Source organism: Bradyrhizobium sp. RDI18 (assembly GCF_043203335.1).
Classification (GTDB): Bacteria; Pseudomonadota; Alphaproteobacteria; order Rhizobiales; family Xanthobacteraceae; genus Bradyrhizobium; species Bradyrhizobium retamae.
Genome location: NZ_JBICRN010000008.1, coordinates 479,536 through 494,873, shown reverse-complemented (window position 1 = coordinate 494,873; position 15,338 = coordinate 479,536). Strand labels below are relative to the sequence as shown.

14 protein-coding genes and 2 pseudogenes are annotated in these 15,338 nt (G+C 64.5%); 12 read left to right on the top strand and 4 right to left on the bottom strand.

The genetic code is table 11. The features are described from left to right. Positions 1–63: 63 nt before the first annotated feature. Positions 64–1,022 (top strand): annotated as a pseudogene (locus tag ACFXS9_RS11160) (LysR family transcriptional regulator). Positions 1,023–1,053: 31 nt separating this feature from the next. Here ACFXS9_RS11160 and ACFXS9_RS11155 read toward each other — a convergent pair. Beyond that, entirely contained in the window at positions 1,054–2,037 is a 984-nt protein-coding gene (locus ACFXS9_RS11155) for a DUF2155 domain-containing protein (protein ID WP_392688652.1), read from the bottom strand. A 282-nt stretch (positions 2,038–2,319) separates the two neighbouring features. Between ACFXS9_RS11155 and ACFXS9_RS11150 the strand changes: the two genes are divergently transcribed. From ACFXS9_RS11150 to ACFXS9_RS11125, 6 genes are all read left to right on the top strand, one after another. Further along, on the top strand, positions 2,320–3,099 hold the full coding sequence (locus tag ACFXS9_RS11150; RefSeq protein WP_392688649.1) for an SDR family NAD(P)-dependent oxidoreductase: 780 nt from the start codon (positions 2,320–2,322) through the stop codon (positions 3,097–3,099). A gap of 120 nt (positions 3,100–3,219) precedes the next feature. Further along, positions 3,220–4,167: an alpha/beta hydrolase gene (locus tag ACFXS9_RS11145; protein ID WP_392688646.1), complete on the top strand. Its 948-nt coding sequence runs from the start codon at positions 3,220–3,222 to the stop codon at positions 4,165–4,167. 61 nt (positions 4,168–4,228) lie between these two features. Continuing rightward, positions 4,229–5,449 carry an SLC13 family permease gene (locus tag ACFXS9_RS11140; protein WP_392688643.1) on the top strand — a complete coding sequence of 407 codons (1,221 nt, stop codon included), beginning with the start codon at positions 4,229–4,231 and terminating at the stop codon, positions 5,447–5,449. Positions 5,450–5,604: 155 nt separating this feature from the next. Then, positions 5,605–6,486, top strand: coding sequence for a hypothetical protein (locus ACFXS9_RS11135; protein WP_392688640.1), 882 nt, complete (start codon positions 5,605–5,607; stop codon positions 6,484–6,486). A gap of 114 nt (positions 6,487–6,600) precedes the next feature. After that, positions 6,601–7,443 carry an endonuclease/exonuclease/phosphatase family protein gene (locus tag ACFXS9_RS11130; RefSeq protein WP_392688638.1) on the top strand — a complete coding sequence of 281 codons (843 nt, stop codon included), beginning with the start codon at positions 6,601–6,603 and terminating at the stop codon, positions 7,441–7,443. Between the two features lie 177 nt (positions 7,444–7,620). Next, positions 7,621–8,106 (top strand): hypothetical protein, encoded by a 486-nt coding sequence (locus ACFXS9_RS11125; RefSeq protein WP_392688635.1) that lies wholly within the window; start codon positions 7,621–7,623, stop codon positions 8,104–8,106. A gap of 14 nt (positions 8,107–8,120) precedes the next feature. Here ACFXS9_RS11125 and ACFXS9_RS11120 read toward each other — a convergent pair whose 3' ends face one another. After that, a complete protein-coding gene (locus ACFXS9_RS11120; RefSeq protein ID WP_392688632.1) occupies positions 8,121–9,059 on the bottom strand; it encodes a GlxA family transcriptional regulator in 939 nt (312 codons plus the stop codon). 122 nt (positions 9,060–9,181) lie between these two features. Between ACFXS9_RS11120 and ACFXS9_RS11115 the strand changes: the two genes are divergently transcribed. Beyond that, positions 9,182–9,886, top strand: coding sequence for a DJ-1/PfpI family protein (locus ACFXS9_RS11115; protein WP_392688629.1), 705 nt, complete (start codon positions 9,182–9,184; stop codon positions 9,884–9,886). 508 nt (positions 9,887–10,394) lie between these two features. On the opposite strand, the gene ACFXS9_RS11110 is transcribed toward ACFXS9_RS11115, so the two are convergent. Then, positions 10,395–10,805: an NADH:ubiquinone oxidoreductase subunit NDUFA12 gene (locus ACFXS9_RS11110; RefSeq protein ID WP_028346327.1), complete on the bottom strand. Its 411-nt coding sequence runs from the start codon at positions 10,803–10,805 to the stop codon at positions 10,395–10,397. Between the two features lie 255 nt (positions 10,806–11,060). On the opposite strand from ACFXS9_RS11110, the gene ACFXS9_RS11105 reads away from it, so the two are divergent. Then, a complete protein-coding gene (locus ACFXS9_RS11105) occupies positions 11,061–11,729 on the top strand; it encodes a BA14K family protein (protein ID WP_392688625.1) in 669 nt (222 codons plus the stop codon). Positions 11,730–11,793: 64 nt separating this feature from the next. Here ACFXS9_RS11105 and ACFXS9_RS11100 read toward each other — a convergent pair whose 3' ends face one another. Beyond that, positions 11,794–11,976, bottom strand: coding sequence for a hypothetical protein (locus tag ACFXS9_RS11100; RefSeq protein WP_392688623.1), 183 nt, complete (start codon positions 11,974–11,976; stop codon positions 11,794–11,796). A 195-nt stretch (positions 11,977–12,171) separates the two neighbouring features. Here ACFXS9_RS11100 and ACFXS9_RS11095 point away from each other — a divergent pair. From ACFXS9_RS11095 to ACFXS9_RS11085, 3 genes and pseudogenes are all read left to right on the top strand, one after another. Continuing rightward, positions 12,172–12,580, top strand: a pseudogene (locus ACFXS9_RS11095) (response regulator). Positions 12,581–12,595: 15 nt separating this feature from the next. Continuing rightward, positions 12,596–14,830 carry a CHASE3 domain-containing protein gene (locus ACFXS9_RS11090; RefSeq protein WP_392688620.1) on the top strand — a complete coding sequence of 745 codons (2,235 nt, stop codon included), beginning with the start codon at positions 12,596–12,598 and terminating at the stop codon, positions 14,828–14,830. Positions 14,831–14,932: 102 nt separating this feature from the next. Continuing rightward, a complete protein-coding gene (locus ACFXS9_RS11085) occupies positions 14,933–15,271 on the top strand; it encodes an HNH endonuclease (RefSeq protein WP_392688617.1) in 339 nt (112 codons plus the stop codon). Positions 15,272–15,338: the final 67 nt, after the last annotated feature.

Sequence of the window (15,338 nt, the reverse complement as noted above, 5' to 3'; positions counted from 1 at the left end):
AATAGCGGAAGGGCGGCAGAAGAATTAGAGTGCCGGTAGTCCAATCATTTGTGACGTGAAATCATGGCCCGGCTCGACACCAATCGTTCCGCCGAGATGGAGGTCTTCGTCCGCGTCGTCGACCTCGGCGGGTTCACCGCCGCGGCAAGAGCTTTCGCCTGACCCCATCCGGCGTCAGCAAGCTGGTATCCCGCCTGGAAGCCCGGCTCGGCACGCGGCTCGTCAACCGGACGACGCGCAAACTCCAACTGACTGAGGAAGGCCAAGCCTTCTACCAGCGCTCGCTGCGCATCCTCGGCGAGATCGAGGAGGCCGAGCGCGAGGCCGGCTCCGGTGCAGCGCCGCGCGGGCATCTGATGGTGAACAGCAACATCCCCTTTGGCATGCAGCACGTGATGCCGCTGTTGCCGCGCTTCCTTGTCGAGCATCCGGAGATCACGGTCGACATTGTCTTCACCGACACAATCATCGACTTGATGCAGGAGCGCGCCGACGTAGCCATCCGCGTCGGGCCGCTGGGGGCTTCGCGCCTCGTCGCGCGCAAGCTCGGAACCAGCCGCATGGCGGTGGTAGCCGCGCCGTCCTATCTTGCCCGTTTCGGCGAGCCGAAGACACCGGCAGAACTCGCCAGTCATCGCGGCATCGGCTGGACTTTTCCGCGCAGCATTCGCGGCTGGCCATTCCGGCGCGGCGAGCGGATCGAGGAGGTGCTGCCGCCGCCGGCCGCGCGCGCCAGTGACGGCGAAGCGGTCCGCCGGCTCGCCCTCGGCGGCGTTGGCTGCGCACGCCTGGCTCTATTCCACATCGGTCCCGACATCGAGGCCGGGCGCCTGGTCCCAATGCTGCAGAACTACAATCCCGGGGACCGCGAAGACATTCATGCGATCTACGTCGGCCACGCCGGACCGCTGCCGGCGCGCGTGCGCACCTTCATCGATTTCCTCGCAACGCACATCCGGATGTGCGACCCCACCCTAAGGCGCACGGCCGACGGCAAGTGGAAGCTGCACGGCGGATACTGAGTGATAAGTGCCCCGCGGGGCATGGACGCCGCTAATTCCCGAACAATCCACCAAACAACCCGCCCGGCCGCTGCTGCGGCGGAGGTGGTGGGGCCTGCTGCGGCTGCTGCTGGAATTGCGGCTGCGGCGGCGGTCCCGGTGGGCGCGGCGCCGCCTGCTTCGGCGGCGGCGGACGCTTCGCAGCCTGCGGCGGCGCGGCCGACTTGGCCGGATCGGGCTGTGCGCTGACGATGGTCTGGTCAGGGCCTTTACAGTCGGTGAGCCAGATATCGTAGACCGGGTGCTCAACGCCGTGCAGGCCGGGACTGGCGGCGAACATCCAGCCCGAGAATATCCGCTTCACCTCACCTTGCAGCGTGATCTCGTCGACCTCCACGAACGCATCGGTGTTGGCAGCTTCCGTCGATGGGCGCGTGTAGCAGGCGCTGGTCTTCACGCGCAGTGCGCCGAACTGCACGGTCTCGCCGATGTCCTCGTCGAAATTGATGATGCGGCCGGTGATCTTGTCGAGACCGGAGAAGCTCGCCTTCTTGTTGGTGATCTTGGTGGCCGGCGGTTCGGACACGACCTCGTCGCCCGGCTGCAGGGTCGCCGGCGAATTGGGCACGCCCTTGGCCGGGGGCTGGCGCTGTCCCGGCGGCGCGTTGGCGACGCCTGGACCTCCGGGCTGCGGCGGCTGAACCGCGACGCCTGGCTGCGTCCCCTGCGGAGGAGCGGTGGTGCCGGGCGGCGGCGCCAGCGGCTGCGACTGGAAGCTTCCCGGCGGTGGAGCGCCCTGCCCCGGCGGCGGACGGTTCGGGGTCGGCAGCAGACGGCCGCGCGGCAGTTCCGGTACTTCCTCGTCGTCGTCGGGAAATTGTTGCTGCTGTTGATTGCCGCGGGGAATGGCGCCCGGCGGCCGCAGCGGAGGATCCGAAAAGATATTGCCGATCTGCGCCTGCGCGGGCGGCGCAAGCGAGGTCGTGGTGGCGGCAATCAGGGCCGCAAGACCGGTCAGGGCAATGGTTCGAAGCATCTCGCGCGGCTTTAACAGGCGAATCGGGCTCGCGACATAGTACAGACTTGTCCGCCGCTCGCGTCCCTCCCGGTTAACACGGTGAATACGGCGGGGAAAGGGCGGTTTGCCCTCATCCCGCCGCAGTGAACATGGCCTGGAAGGCGGAAACCGTTCTCTGTGCTCGTCCCATATATCTAGCCACACCCCGTTTCCGATGAAATAGTCGCTCCCGTCGCGCGGCCACGCGCGAAAACCACCAAAATCCGGGATAACCGGACGAGCCAGAGGAAACCTCAAGCTATGCCCGATCGAATTCGCCTCGATGGCCGGGTTGCCGTCGTGACCGGCGCGGCCGGTGTCATTGGAACCGCGACCATCCGCCTGCTGGCCGAGCGCGGCGCCCGCATCGTCGCCATCGACCGCAAGGAGCAGGATCTTGCGACCGCCATCAAGGACCTGCCGGCCTCGGCCGAAGCGCTCGCGGTCGCGGCGGACGTTACCCGGGAGGAAGAAGTCGCGGAATATGTCCGCGCCAGCGTCGACCGGTTCGGCACGATCGATGTCTTCTACAACAACGCCGGCGTCGAGGGCGATATCAAGCCGATCCCGGAATATTCGCTGGAGAGTTTTCGGCGCGTGCTCGACGTCAACGTGGTCGGCGTCTTTCTCGGCATGAAGCACGTGCTGCCGGTGATGCTGAAGCAGAACAAGGGCAGCATCATCAACACCGCCTCCATCGCCGGCTTGATCGGCTCGCCAATGATCGCCGTCTACAGCGCCAGCAAGCACGCGGTGATCGGTCTCACCAAGAGCGCCGCATGGGAGTGCACCGGCACCGGCGTGCGGGTGAACTGCGTCTGTCCCGGCCTGATCGACAGCCGGATGCTGAGCACGATTCTGCAGGGCCGCAATCCCGGCAATGAGCCGCCGCCGACCGAAAAGATCGTCGACCGGATTCCGGCGCGGCGGCTCGGACAAGCCTCTGAAGTCGCCTCCATCGTGGCGTTCCTGGCCTCCGACGAGGCCAGCTACGTTTCCGGCTCCGCCTATACCGTCGATGGCGGCCGCACCGCGGCTTAGCATCGTCATTCCGGGGCGGTCCGGAAGGACCGAACTATGATGTGCAATTGCACATCAGAGAATCTCAAGATCCCAGGTTCGCTGCGCGCCCCGGGATGACAACTCAAAACGAGAGGTTTCATGCCCGTCACGCTCGATCCCGATGCCGCTGCCGTCTACAAAGCTTTCCAGGAGGCGGGCCGTCCCGCCTATGAGACGCTGACCGCGCCGGAAGCGCGCGAATATTATCGAAGCGCCCGCGTCGTCAGTAATCCCGAACCGCCCGCGCTCGAATCGACCAAGCCGCTCGCGATTCCCGCGCCGCACGGCACGATTCCGGCGCGCATCTACACGCCGAAGGCGCTGCGCAAGAGCAACGGCCTTGCGCCGTGCCTGGTATTCTTTCACGGCGGCGGCTGGGTGATCGGCGACCTCGATACCCATGAAGTGGTCTGCCAGAAGCTTGCCCACGAGGGCGAGTTGATCGTGATCTCGGTCGACTACCGGCTGGCGCCGGAGCACAAATTCCCCGCTGCTGCCGACGACGCCATCACGGCGACGAAGTGGGTTGCCGCCAATGCCAGCCGGCTCGGCATCGACGCCGGCCACTTGCTGGTCGGCGGCGACAGCGCTGGCGGCAATCTCGCCGCGGTCGTGGCGCTCGCCGCACGCGACGGCGACGGCCCGAAGCTCGCCGGCCAGGTGCTGATTTATCCCGCCACCGATTTTGCGATGACGCATCCCTCGCACAGCGAGCCTGAGACCAGCATCCTGCTGACGCACTCCGTGATCAAATGGTTCTGCAACCATTATTTGAACGGCGCGGCCGACATCGAGCATTGGAAGGCTTCGCCCGCGCGCGCGAAAACGCTGGCAGAGTTGCCGCCGGCCTATGTGCTGACCACAGGCGCCGATCCGCTGCGCGACGAGGGCGCCGAATATGCCGCGCGGCTGAAGGAAGCCGGCGTGCCCATGACCTACCGGCATTTCCCGGGCCAATTCCACGGCTTCTTCACCATGGGCAAGCTGCTGCAGCAGGCCAATGTCGCCGTCAGCGAAATCGCCGGCTGGCTGAAAACGTTGAAATAATGCACATTGCGCAACGCTATCCGTAAACCGTGACTCTCTCCTGCGCACATTTGGGGCCGCTGTGATCGAACCAATTCTCCTATTTGGCATACCCGTCGATTTTGTACTGTTCGCGCTGACGCTGCTCGGCGTCGCGCTGTTCCATCATCACACGCTGCCCGTTGCGCTGACGGGACTGGCCGCCATCGTGATCTACAAGCTGATCTTCACCGGCTTCAAATACGGTGCGGGTCTCAATGGCCTCGGCCACCACATGGTCCATGAATGGGTTACGCTCGGCAATCTGTTCCTGCTGCTGATGGGCTTTGCGCTGCTGTCCCGGCATTTCGAAGAGAGCCGGATTCCGGACGAGATGCCGGCATTGCTGCCGGACGATTGGAAGGGCGGCGTCGTGCTGCTCGTCCTTGTGTTCGTGCTCTCGAGCTTCCTGGATAACATCGCCGCGGCGCTGATCGGCGGCACCGTCGCGCGCCACGTGTTCCGCGGCAAGGTTCACATCGGCTATCTCGCAGCGATCGTCGCGGCCTCGAACGCCGGCGGCGCCGGCAGCGTCGTCGGCGACACCACCACCACCATGATGTGGATCGCCGGCGTCAGTCCGCTCGCCGTTGTCGAAGCCTACATCGCCGCCATCGTCGCGATGTTGATTTTTGCGGTGCCGGCGTCGATCCAGCAGCACCGCTATTCGCCAATTCAGAAAGAGGCGCCGAGGGGGCTCAGGATCGACCCGACCCGGGTGTTCATTGTCGCGGTCATCCTCGCCGCAGCGCTGGTGGCAAACGTCACGGCAAACCTGAAATTTCCCGCGCTGCTCGATACGGTTCCGGTTCTGGGCATCGCGGTCTGGGCGGCTATCCTGCTCACGGCAGGATTACGCGCGCCGGATTGGAAGGTGATGCCGGAAACCTTCAAAGGAACCATCTTCCTGCTCGCCCTCGTCACGGCGGCCTCCCTTATGCCGGTCGAGCGGCTGCCGGTGGCGTCATGGCCGACCGCGCTTGGACTGGGCTTCGTCTCCGCGGTGTTCGACAACATTCCCCTCACCGCGCTCGCCCTGAAACAGGGCGGCTATGACTGGGGCTTCCTGGCTTACGCCGTCGGATTCGGCGGTTCGATGATCTGGTTCGGTTCATCGGCCGGCGTCGCCTTGTCGAACATGTATCCGGAGGCGAAGTCCGTCGGACGCTGGGTTAGGCATGGCTGGCCGGTGGCGGTAGCCTACGTCGTCGGTTTCCTGGTGATGCTCGCTATCCTTGGCTGGCGTCCCGACGCGCGGGTTTAGCGCGGTCGAAGGTGGTTGCCGGCCTTGTGTCGGCGATCATCCATTGGCCGGCTGGGCTGTACCGACTCAGGCCGCAATGTTATCCAAGTTTCCGACTAGCTCTCGCACGCAACAACTCTGCCGGTGATTCGGCAGCAATCCGCGAGGTGAATGCAATGGCATTTTTCAGGCGCGAGCTCGGCCCGATCGAGCGCTTCGAGGTTGCGCTGAAGGACAAGCTGACGGCGCGGCAGAAGTTGGCCGAGCGGTTGAGCGTCGCCGAATCGGAACTTGCGGAAAAGCGTGCCGCCGCCGAACGGCTGGCGGTAGCCGGTGCCGACAATTCCCGGCTCGATCGAGCCGAAGCCAGCATGCGCGCCGTCGAAGACCGCGCCAAGACGTTGCGCGCCGAATTGGTGGAATTTGACGATCAGGTCGCCTCGGCCGAGCGCGCGCTCGCTGATGCCAAGACCCAGCGCGACCGCGACGCGCTGGCTGACGAGATCGAGGCGATGGCTGCGGCGATCGAGCGGGCTGCGCCCGGATTCGAAGCCGGCGCCACAACGCTCGTCGAAGCCGTTACAAAAAGCTCGCTGTCGATACCCGAAGCCACCCGGTTCTCGGCCAGCGTGGATGCGGTGCGTAGCGAAGTCCGCGCGGCGGCGGACTTGATCTGCTGGGAGCTGCGTTCCGCCGCGGTGCGCACGCGCGCGGGCAACGCCAACCTCGCCAACCCCGCGCCATCCCTCTCGGAGCAGCCGCGATCGGGAGAGACCGAACGGCAATTGATGTACACCCTCCATCCCCTGCGTTGGCGCGAGGACGGCAAGGTGCGCAAAGTTCCCGCCTTTGCGTTGGTTGGGTTGCCCAAGGCGCTGCTGCCGGTAGCGCTGCAGCATCAGCACGTAGACCATCTCAATGCCCGCCGCGTGCAGACGTTGATGCATCTTCACGGCAGCGCAGGAAACGGCGAACCGCAGGACGACGATCCGCAGCTTGTCGATCTTGACGCCCTGCTCACCGAGGAAACGCAGAGCGCGCAAGCCGACGTTGCCTGAGCCAGCACAGACGGCCGCCGACAAGCGCTGAACCAACCGCTCCAGCGGACGTTGTCTTGGTTGGTTCATCTTGCTTGGTTCATCTTGCTTGGTTCATGAAGCCGGCTTACGAGGATGCGGCTACGCGTCGTCACGCTCAACGTCTGGAATCGGCAGGGCGATCCGAAGCGAACCGGCTTGATCAATCTGGAACTGCGCCGGCTGGCTCCCGATCTCGTGTCATTCCAGGAAGTGGTCAAAACGCCGGACCATTCGCAACTCGACGAATTGATCCACGACACCGGTCTGCATGGAACGCATCAGGCTGACGTGCTGCGCACCGTCCCGCCCCATGCCGATCGTTTTGGCGGAAGCGCCATCGCGACGCGATGGCCGCATCGCGTCGAGGAAGTCCTCGATCTGCGCATGTCGGATGCGAACGATGTCCCCTGGTGTTCGCTGGCAGTAACGGTGCCGCTGCCCGGCGAAGGCGATCTTTTGTTCATCGCCGCTACGACCTCGTGGCGGCTCTGCGCGGAATCGGCCCGGGAACGGCAGGTCGTTGCGCTGACGGATCTCGACGCGCGTCACCGGCAGCCGCTTCCCACCATCATCGCCGGCGACTTCAACGCAACGCCTGACGCAGCCAGCATTCGCTACCTTACCGGACTGCAGTCGCTCGGCGGACGAAGCGTCAAGTATCACGACGCCTGGGAAGTCGCAGGCGAAGGTCAAGGTTATACCTGGAGCATCGACAATCCAAATGCACAGTCGGAGATCGGCAGGATCGTCCGTCAGCCGCGTCATCAGCGCAGAGTCGATTACGTGTTCGTGGGCTCCTGGGACGTCCACCCGAACGCGAGCTGCGAGGTTCAGGCCGCCTCGCTCGCATTCGACCTGGCGGTCGACGGCATCTGGCCCAGCGACCATTTCGGCGTCGTGGCCGATCTGGAAATCAGCGCCGCTCCCTCCGCGTGAGGAGGTTACCCTGGCCCTTGCCGCTGGGCACTGTTCGAAATCGGCTCTGGCAGCATCACCACCGCGGTTCCTTCGGGAATCGGGCGGCGGCGACGCCTTCATCCTGCGATCCCGAACGCTCACGAACCAAGCCGTGCCGCTGAACCAAGGCAAGGCGATTGCAGTTGGAGAAGGCCCATGAAATCCGAAAGCGATCTGACGACCCGAAATCCGTTCGGCGTCATGGACGTTCCAAATCCCGGTGATGACGACGTGATGCAGTTCGCCCGCATCACGATGCCGGACGAATCCGCCACCGACGAGAATGCAAAGCCATGGAGCCCTGGAGATGCGAGCTACCAGCGCGGCACGATCGATGGTGAGTGGTCGAGCCGCTGGAAGGGTGCTGCGGACCCAACCATACCTGGCGATGCCCCCGATAAATGGAAACAGGGCCGGGGCGAAGCAAGAACCGTGGGAGACCGCGTGTACCTGTTGTTCGACTGGAATTCCGGCGCACGCCGGGGACTGATCGAGGCACGGCGCGAAGGTCCGCGACGGCTTGTGGGCAAGTATATCAACCTGAACAACCCGGAGATCACGGTGCCTTGGGTCGGCCTGGTGGTGAGCGATCAGCGAATAGACGGCTACTTTGCGCAAGGCCGGGTGGATTTCCGGAGGTAGCGGCTTCCGTTCACCTACCCTGCCCGCGCCGCGCGGCGCAGCGATTGCGGGGGCTGGCCGAAGGCGCGGATGAAGGCGCGGCGCATCCGCTCGGGGTCGCGGAAGCCGGTGGTCTGCGCCACGCGCTCGATCGCCTCGCTGGAGGACTGCACGCGTTGCCGTGCCACCTCGATGCGCAGCCGCTCCACCGCCTTTGACGGCGTGGTGCCGGTCTCGGCCATGAAGGCGCGGGTGAAATGCCGCGAGCTCATGCCGGCCTGCTCGGCAAGATCCTCGACGGTGAGCGGCGCATCGAGGTTTTCGCGCGCCCAGGCCAGCAGCGGCCCGAAGCGGCCGTTCGGCGCCTTCAGTTCGAGAAGCGAGGAGAATTGCGACTGGCCGCCGCTGCGGCGGTGATAGAGCACGAGTTGCTTCGCGGTCTTCTGCGCGATCTCGTCGCCATAGTCCTCCGCGATCATCGCCAGCGACAGATCGATGCCGGCCGATATTCCCGCCGAGGTCCAGACATCGCCGTCGCGCACGAAGATGCGGTCGGGCTCCAGTTTCACCTGCGGATAGGTTTTCAGAAAATGCCGCGTGCGCTGCCAATGCGTGGTGGCGCGGCGTCCGTCGAGCAGGCCGGTTTCTGCGAGGACATAGGCGCCGGAGCAGACGCTGGCGATGCGGATGCCGCGTTTGGCAATCATGCGCACGAAGCCGATCGTCTTCTCGCAGGCGGCGGCTTGCCGCACGCCCTCGCCGCCGGCGACGATCAGCGTCGTGATCGCAGATGCCGACTTCAAACCTCTCGCAACGATTTCGACGCCCGACGACGAGCGCACCGGCCCCGGCGTCACCGCCAGAACCCGGATCGCGGGCGCCCCCTCGGCAAAGCGCGCCGCGATCTCGAACGCCGATATCGGCCCGGCCGCGTCGAGCAACTGGAAATCCGGAAACACGAGAACGCCGATCATGATGCTTGCCTGTTTTGGGCCGATGAAATGAGATGTCCTGAAATGAGGGAATTATGCCATTTCGGACAAGAAGCGACCATGGCAGGATGCCCTTCGTCAAGCCAAATTTTCCGGAGGTCACGATGTCCGCGCCATCTCAACCGTCCACGCCACTTCAGATCGGTCTCGTGCTGTTTCCGCGCGTCACCCAGCTCGACTTCACCGGTCCCTTGCAGGTGTTCTCCAGCCTGCCCGGTGCCAACGTGCATTTGATCTGGAAACGGATTGAGCCGGTGACGAGCGATTCCGTGCTGGTGCTGACGCCGACCACGACTTTTGCCGACTGTCCGCAGCTCGACGTGATCTGCGTGCCCGGCGGGTTCGGCACCGACGACATGATCAACGACGAGGAGATGCTTGCCTTCCTGCGCAAGCAGGCGCCTGGCGCGAAATATATCACTTCCGTCTGTACGGGATCGCTGGTGCTGGGCGCCGCCGGCCTGCTCAAGGGTTTTCGCGCAGCGACGCACTGGACGGCGATGGATTTTCTGAGCGCGTTCGGTGCGATCCCGACCAGGACGCGCGTTTGCGTCGACGGCAATCGCGTCACCGGCGGCGGCGTCACCGCGGGGATCGATTTCGCGCTGACGCTGGTTGCGCTGCTGCACGATCAGAAGACCGCGGAGGCGATCCAGCTCCGGCTCGAATACAACCCGGCGCCGCCGTTCAATTCCGGCTCACCCGACACCGCCCCGCCGGAAGTGCTGGCCGTCATGAAGGACCGGATTGCGCAAGCGCAGATCCGCCGCGGCGAGATGATCGACCGCGCCGCCGCACGGCTGGGGTAGCGCTGTGCCTCTGCAATCGTGTCCCGGACGCGGCGCGGCACGAAGTGACGCGACGCAGAGCCGGGACCCGTCTGAATAGGTCCCGGCTCTGCGGAGCAGCGTACCGGACGATGCTTCGCATCGCCGGGAGAACGCTGCACCGCGTCCGCGACACGGAGCAACTGGCAGTAACAAGAAAAAGGCCGCCTGGTTTCCCAGACGGCCTTTCCTGTCCTACGGCAGCCACACATTAGCGGGCGATTTCAGAACCTCTGCACCGGGGGCCTATCTCCCGGCCGTGTCCTACTCGGTGACCGCTGCAAATCGGGGCAGTCGCGACTGGAGCCCGACACCGACGCGATGGTTTCCCATCTCCGTAAGATGGCTACATTGAGCCTCGATAACGCGGATGACGCAAGGCGGCTGCGGCGGATGTCCCCGCTGATCCCATTATTCACAGGGTCGATGATTCTGGTCTAAGGCGCCTGCAACCGCGGCATGCCCGCGACGCGCGGGAATGACGATCGTCTCAGCTTCCCGGCGTCCAGGGCTGATAGTCGCCGGTCGCCTTGGGGCGGCGGCCGCTTGCCAGCGTCGAGCCGGAGGGGCGGTAGGCGGCGGGCGTGCCGGTCAGGTTCGGAACGTGTGGCTTCTCCCACTCGCGCGGCGTGTAGCTCTCTTCGGTCGGCGCGGTATCGACAACGTGATGCAGCCAGCCATGCCATGACGGCGGCACCCGGCTCGCCTCGGCAAGCCCGTTGTAGATCACCCAGCGACGCTCGAAACCCAGCGTCGGATCAATCTTGCCGCCCTTGGTGCGGTAGTAGCGGTTGCCCTGCTCGTCCTGGCCGACCAATTCGCCGAACCGCCACGTCCACAATTGCGTGCCGAACGTTTGGCCGTTCCACCAAGTGAAAAATTTCAGCAGAAACAGCTTCATGAGGGCTCGGCCGGTTCGAGATATCGTGCCGCTCTGATGCCACCGGCCGGACGGATTGTCCAGACAGAGGCTGACATTCCGGCCCTGCCGGACGGCGCTTGCCGCCCGTCCATGGTCGCGGAATCGGCGCAATCCGTTCATCCCGATACAGTTCCGCGATCCGACAGGCTGAATTCACCTGCAATCAACGCGCGGGCTCTGGAACGTCCGCCCCTTAAGCTGGTTAGGGCCTATATCCCGGAAATGGAGCCTAAAATGATCAGTCTAAGGGTTTTGAGTACCGCGGCAGCGATGGCGCTTGTGTTGCCGCTGCTCGCGCCAAGCCTCAGCGCCGTTCAGGCGCAGTCTATCGGTGGCGCGAGGGGTGGCGGCGGCGGTGGCGGCGCGGCTATCGGTGGCGGTGGCGGCGGTGCAGCTATCGGTGGCGGTGGCGGCATGAGAGGTGGCGGCGGTGGCGGTGCAGCTATCGGCGGCGGCGGCATGAGAGGCGGCGGCTTGGCGGTCGGTGGCGGCGGCGTTCGAGCCGGCGGCGCTGCGATTGGGGGCGATCGAGCTGTTGCCGTAGGCGCACCTTCTGCCGGATTCCGCCCGAGTCCAGGCGTCGGCGGCCCAGCCATCGTGGGCGGCGGTGGTCGGGGGAATTACTATGCTGGCGGCCGCTGGCACGGCGGTCATTTTCATCGCCACCGTCACGGCTTCTGGCCGGGCTTCGCGATCGGTGCCGGTATCGGGTCGGCCTACGGCTACTACGGTAGCACCTATTACGATGACCCCTATTATTACGACGACGCCGTAGTCGCCGCAGCGCCCGTGGCCGATGATGATGCCGTCGCGTATTGCATGCGGAGGTACAAGTCCTACGACCCGGCGTCAGGAACGTATCTCGGTTATGACGGGCAACGTCATCCCTGCCCGGCGCCATAGCAGGACATCGTGAGTTCGAAGGGCGGCGCATTCCGGTGCGCCGCCCTTTTTTTGTTGAAATTACTTACGAGCGCAGCGCCACCGCGACGCCGCCGAGCGTGAATACTAGCGCCGCGATCTCGCGCAGGCCGAGCGGCTCGCCCAGCATCGCTGCCGCTGCGAGCGCAAACAGCGCCAATGCCGCGGCGCCGAACGATGCCGCACAGGCGCCGCGCGCGGACAACGGCGGCCATTCGGCTCCTCGCATGGTTGATTGGCGACATGACGGGATTGGGTCCGGAACCGGCGGTTGAATTTGTTATCGTTCTGATACAGCGAAACGGAATTGCCCTCGGCAGCTTTTATGGGCACTCTGCCATGCAGACGACCTGTCGATGTTTCGACTTAATCGTCACATGGGACGTGCGACTTGCCGCCGCGCCCCGAGGAAGAGGGAATCATCGTGCCGCGCGTTCTCGTGGTCGATGACGACCCGGTGGTGTGCGTTGCCATCGAGGTTTGTCTGACGCGCAAGGGTTTCGAGGTCACCGTTGCCGACGGTGGTGAAGCGGGAATGCGCGCGCTCGAAACTTCCGATTTCGACGTCATGCTGATCGATGTGTTCATGCCGCATATGCGCGGCTTCGAGATCGATCCGGATGTTCCACGAGCGCAAGCCGGATGTACCTGTTATCGCGATGTCGGGCTACGCCTTCGCCAACACCGAACGCGCACCGGATTTCCTGCGGATGACCATCGAGCTCGGCGCGGCATGCTGCCTGCGCAAACCGTTCACGCCGGACGCGTTGTTGACCTCGGTCAATCAATGCATCACCAAGCCGAAAGCTTCCGCGCAGCAGTCGAAATCGTGAAGTAAACAACTGGCAATGCCCTCGCAGCGTATCATTCTCGGAATTGGCCTCGCGATCCTCCTCATTATCGGCGCTGCCTCGATCGGTCTCGATCTCAAGTCGCGGTCCGACGCAGCCTCGGTCGACCGTGCGCTTGGAATTCTCAGCAAAATCTCGGATATGCGCCCGCTGCTGCGCCGGACGGAAAGCGCGGCGCGCGCCTTTGCGCTATCGGGCGATCAGGAATTCGCCAGGGAATACCGCGAGGCCAGCGACGCGACCCTGCCGGCGCTGGCGGCACTGGTCGAGGCGGTCAAGGATAATCCCACCGAAAAGCGGCTGATCGAGGAAACCAAGGCACTGGTCGAGCGGCAGATTGCCTTCAATGGCGAGTTGATCAGGCTCCGGACCGCGGGAGATGGCGCCGCTGTCGCGGCGCTCGTCAACCAGGAGGACCGTGCGGCGACGGCCGCAATCACCGGAAACCTCGAGAAAGCGGTCGCGGAAGAGCGCAGACTGCTTTATGCTAGACGCGCCGAATCCGAAACCAACGGGACGCTCCTGCTGGCGATCGATCTCGCCGGCGTCCTGCTGATTTTGTTCCTCGCCACTCTTCTGACGATCTCAACCCGCCGCTCGCGCCGGGAACTGCAGGATTCGCTGAGCGCCACCAAGGCCACCAACGAGGCGCTGGAGGCCGCGGTCGCCGAGCGCACCGAACATCTGGTTGCCGCGCATGAGGAACTCAGGCTTTCGGCCGCCGTCTTGCGCAGCACCTTTCACAGCATGGCGGAGGCCGTGCTCGTCATCGACACCAGGGGCGAGGTTTTGCTCTCGAACCCGGCCGCCGAGAAGATGCTGCGCTACCGGCCGGGCATGACGGTCGAGCAAATACGGTCGCTCAGCGCGGTTTTCCATGCCGACGGCGTCACGCCGCTACCTGTCCGTGACATGCCCGCCTCGCGCGCGCTGCGCGGCGAAGCGTTCGACGCCAGCGAAATCGTGTTGCGCCCGGTTAGCGGCGATCCGCCGGTTCACCTCGTGATCAGCGGCCGGCCGCTGCGCGATGCCTCGGGTGCCATCAGCGGAGCAGCGCTGGTCTACCACGACATCACGGGGTCGCGCGAAACCGAGCACAAGCTGCAGCAAGCGCAAAAGCTCGACGCCATCGGCAAGCTCACCGGCGGGGTCGCGCACGACTTCAACAACATGCTGACCGTGATCACCGGCACCACCGAAACGCTGGTAGCCAACCTTGCGCACGAGCCGGCGTTGCAGAAGACCGCCGAACTGATCGACCAGGCGGCGGAGCGCTGCAGCGAGCTGATCCAGCATCTGCTCGCCTTCGCCCGCCGCCAGCCGTTGCAGCCGCGCAATGTCGACATCAACGCGACCGTGCTCGATATCGCAAAGCTGCTTCGCCCGACGCTCGGCGAGCAGATCGAGGTCAACTCCATTCTCGAACAGGAAGTGGCGATTGCTCATATCGACGCATCGCAGCTCGCCAACTCCTTGCTCAACATGGCGATCAACGCGCGCGATGCGATGCCGAACGGCGGCAAGCTGCTTTTGGAGACGCGCAACGTCGTGCTCGACGAGGCCTATGCGCAGGCCAACCCGGACGCAAAGCCAGGTCCCTATGTAATGCTCGCGGTCAGCGACACCGGTGCCGGCATGCCGCAGCACGTGCTGGACAAGGTGTTCGAGCCGTTCTTCACCACCAAGGAGGTTGGCAAGGGCTCAGGCCTCGGCTTGAGCATGGTCTACGGCTTCGTCAAGCAGTCCGGCGGGCACATCCGGATCTACAGCGAGGTCGGCCACGGCACCACGATCAAGCTCTATCTGCCCCCTGCCCGCGGCCAGGTCGAGGCCGCGCCGCCGCCGGCAACGGCGCTGCCGCATGGCCACGAAACCATCATGGTGGTGGAAGACGACGCGCTGGTGCGCAACTTCGTCACCACGCAATTGCAGAACCTCGGCTATCGCACGGTGGCCGCTGCCAACGGACCGGCGGCGATGAACCTGATCGAAGGCGGTCAGGCGTTCGATTTGCTGTTCACCGATGTCATCATGCCCGGCGGCATGACCGGCCGCGAACTGGCGGACAAGGTGTTGAAGCTCCGGCCCGGCGTCAAAGTCCTGTACACGTCCGGCTATACCGACAACGCGATCGTGCACCAGGGCCGCCTCGATCCCGGCGTGCTGCTGCTGACCAAGCCGTACCGGCAGTCGCAGTTGGCGAACATGGTCCGCCGTGCGCTGTCGGGATAAACAAGGCGCAAGCCTCCCCTCATGCGGCGTCGTTTTCAATGCCGACTTGATGTATGAAAGGGTGCGACTTGGACAAAGAGATTCGGGGAAGAGCCAAGGCCAATGGCCGACGTGATCTACAAGCGCTGCTATTTCGATTGGGGCGGACGATGCGCCTACTGCGACATTGGACTCTCCCGGATGAAGACGGGCGGCAAGGTCAAGGCCAGCATCGACCATTTCATCCCGCTCTCAAAGGGAGGTCAGAATGGTAGGAGCAACCGCGTGCTGTCCTGCTACCCCTGCAACCTCGCCAAGGGCGACACCGACCCACGCGAGACGAACCAATGGCGCCACGTCGAACAGCGCCTCGCGGAGATCGCCGCTACGCCGCTCCTAAGCCACGGCAAGCTCAGACAGCTTATTCCGGAATTGGTGAAACAAATTGGCATGGAGGCGTGAGCCGAATCCGAAGGACCGCGTTGATCTTTCCCCACGGCGGGCTGCGTACAGCTTGGTCACATCTCTC

Coding starts and splice junctions, on each gene's coding strand:
- ACFXS9_RS11125 (WP_392688635.1), top strand. CDS start 7,621: ATGAAATCCGAAAGCGATCTGACGACCCGAAATCCGTTCGGCGTCATG.
- ACFXS9_RS11085 (WP_392688617.1), top strand. CDS start 14,933: ATGGCCGACGTGATCTACAAGCGCTGCTATTTCGATTGGGGCGGACGA.
- ACFXS9_RS11135 (WP_392688640.1), top strand. CDS start 5,605: ATGGCATTTTTCAGGCGCGAGCTCGGCCCGATCGAGCGCTTCGAGGTT.
- ACFXS9_RS11120 (WP_392688632.1), bottom strand. CDS start 9,059: ATGATCGGCGTTCTCGTGTTTCCGGATTTCCAGTTGCTCGACGCGGCC.
- ACFXS9_RS11150 (WP_392688649.1), top strand. CDS start 2,320: ATGCCCGATCGAATTCGCCTCGATGGCCGGGTTGCCGTCGTGACCGGC.
- ACFXS9_RS11110 (WP_028346327.1), bottom strand. CDS start 10,805: ATGAAGCTGTTTCTGCTGAAATTTTTCACTTGGTGGAACGGCCAAACG.
- ACFXS9_RS11090 (WP_392688620.1), top strand. CDS start 12,596: ATGCCCTCGCAGCGTATCATTCTCGGAATTGGCCTCGCGATCCTCCTC.
- ACFXS9_RS11145 (WP_392688646.1), top strand. CDS start 3,220: ATGCCCGTCACGCTCGATCCCGATGCCGCTGCCGTCTACAAAGCTTTC.
- ACFXS9_RS11155 (WP_392688652.1), bottom strand. CDS start 2,037: ATGCTTCGAACCATTGCCCTGACCGGTCTTGCGGCCCTGATTGCCGCC.
- ACFXS9_RS11115 (WP_392688629.1), top strand. CDS start 9,182: ATGTCCGCGCCATCTCAACCGTCCACGCCACTTCAGATCGGTCTCGTG.
- ACFXS9_RS11130 (WP_392688638.1), top strand. CDS start 6,601: ATGCGGCTACGCGTCGTCACGCTCAACGTCTGGAATCGGCAGGGCGAT.
- ACFXS9_RS11105 (WP_392688625.1), top strand. CDS start 11,061: ATGATCAGTCTAAGGGTTTTGAGTACCGCGGCAGCGATGGCGCTTGTG.
- ACFXS9_RS11100 (WP_392688623.1), bottom strand. CDS start 11,976: ATGCGAGGAGCCGAATGGCCGCCGTTGTCCGCGCGCGGCGCCTGTGCG.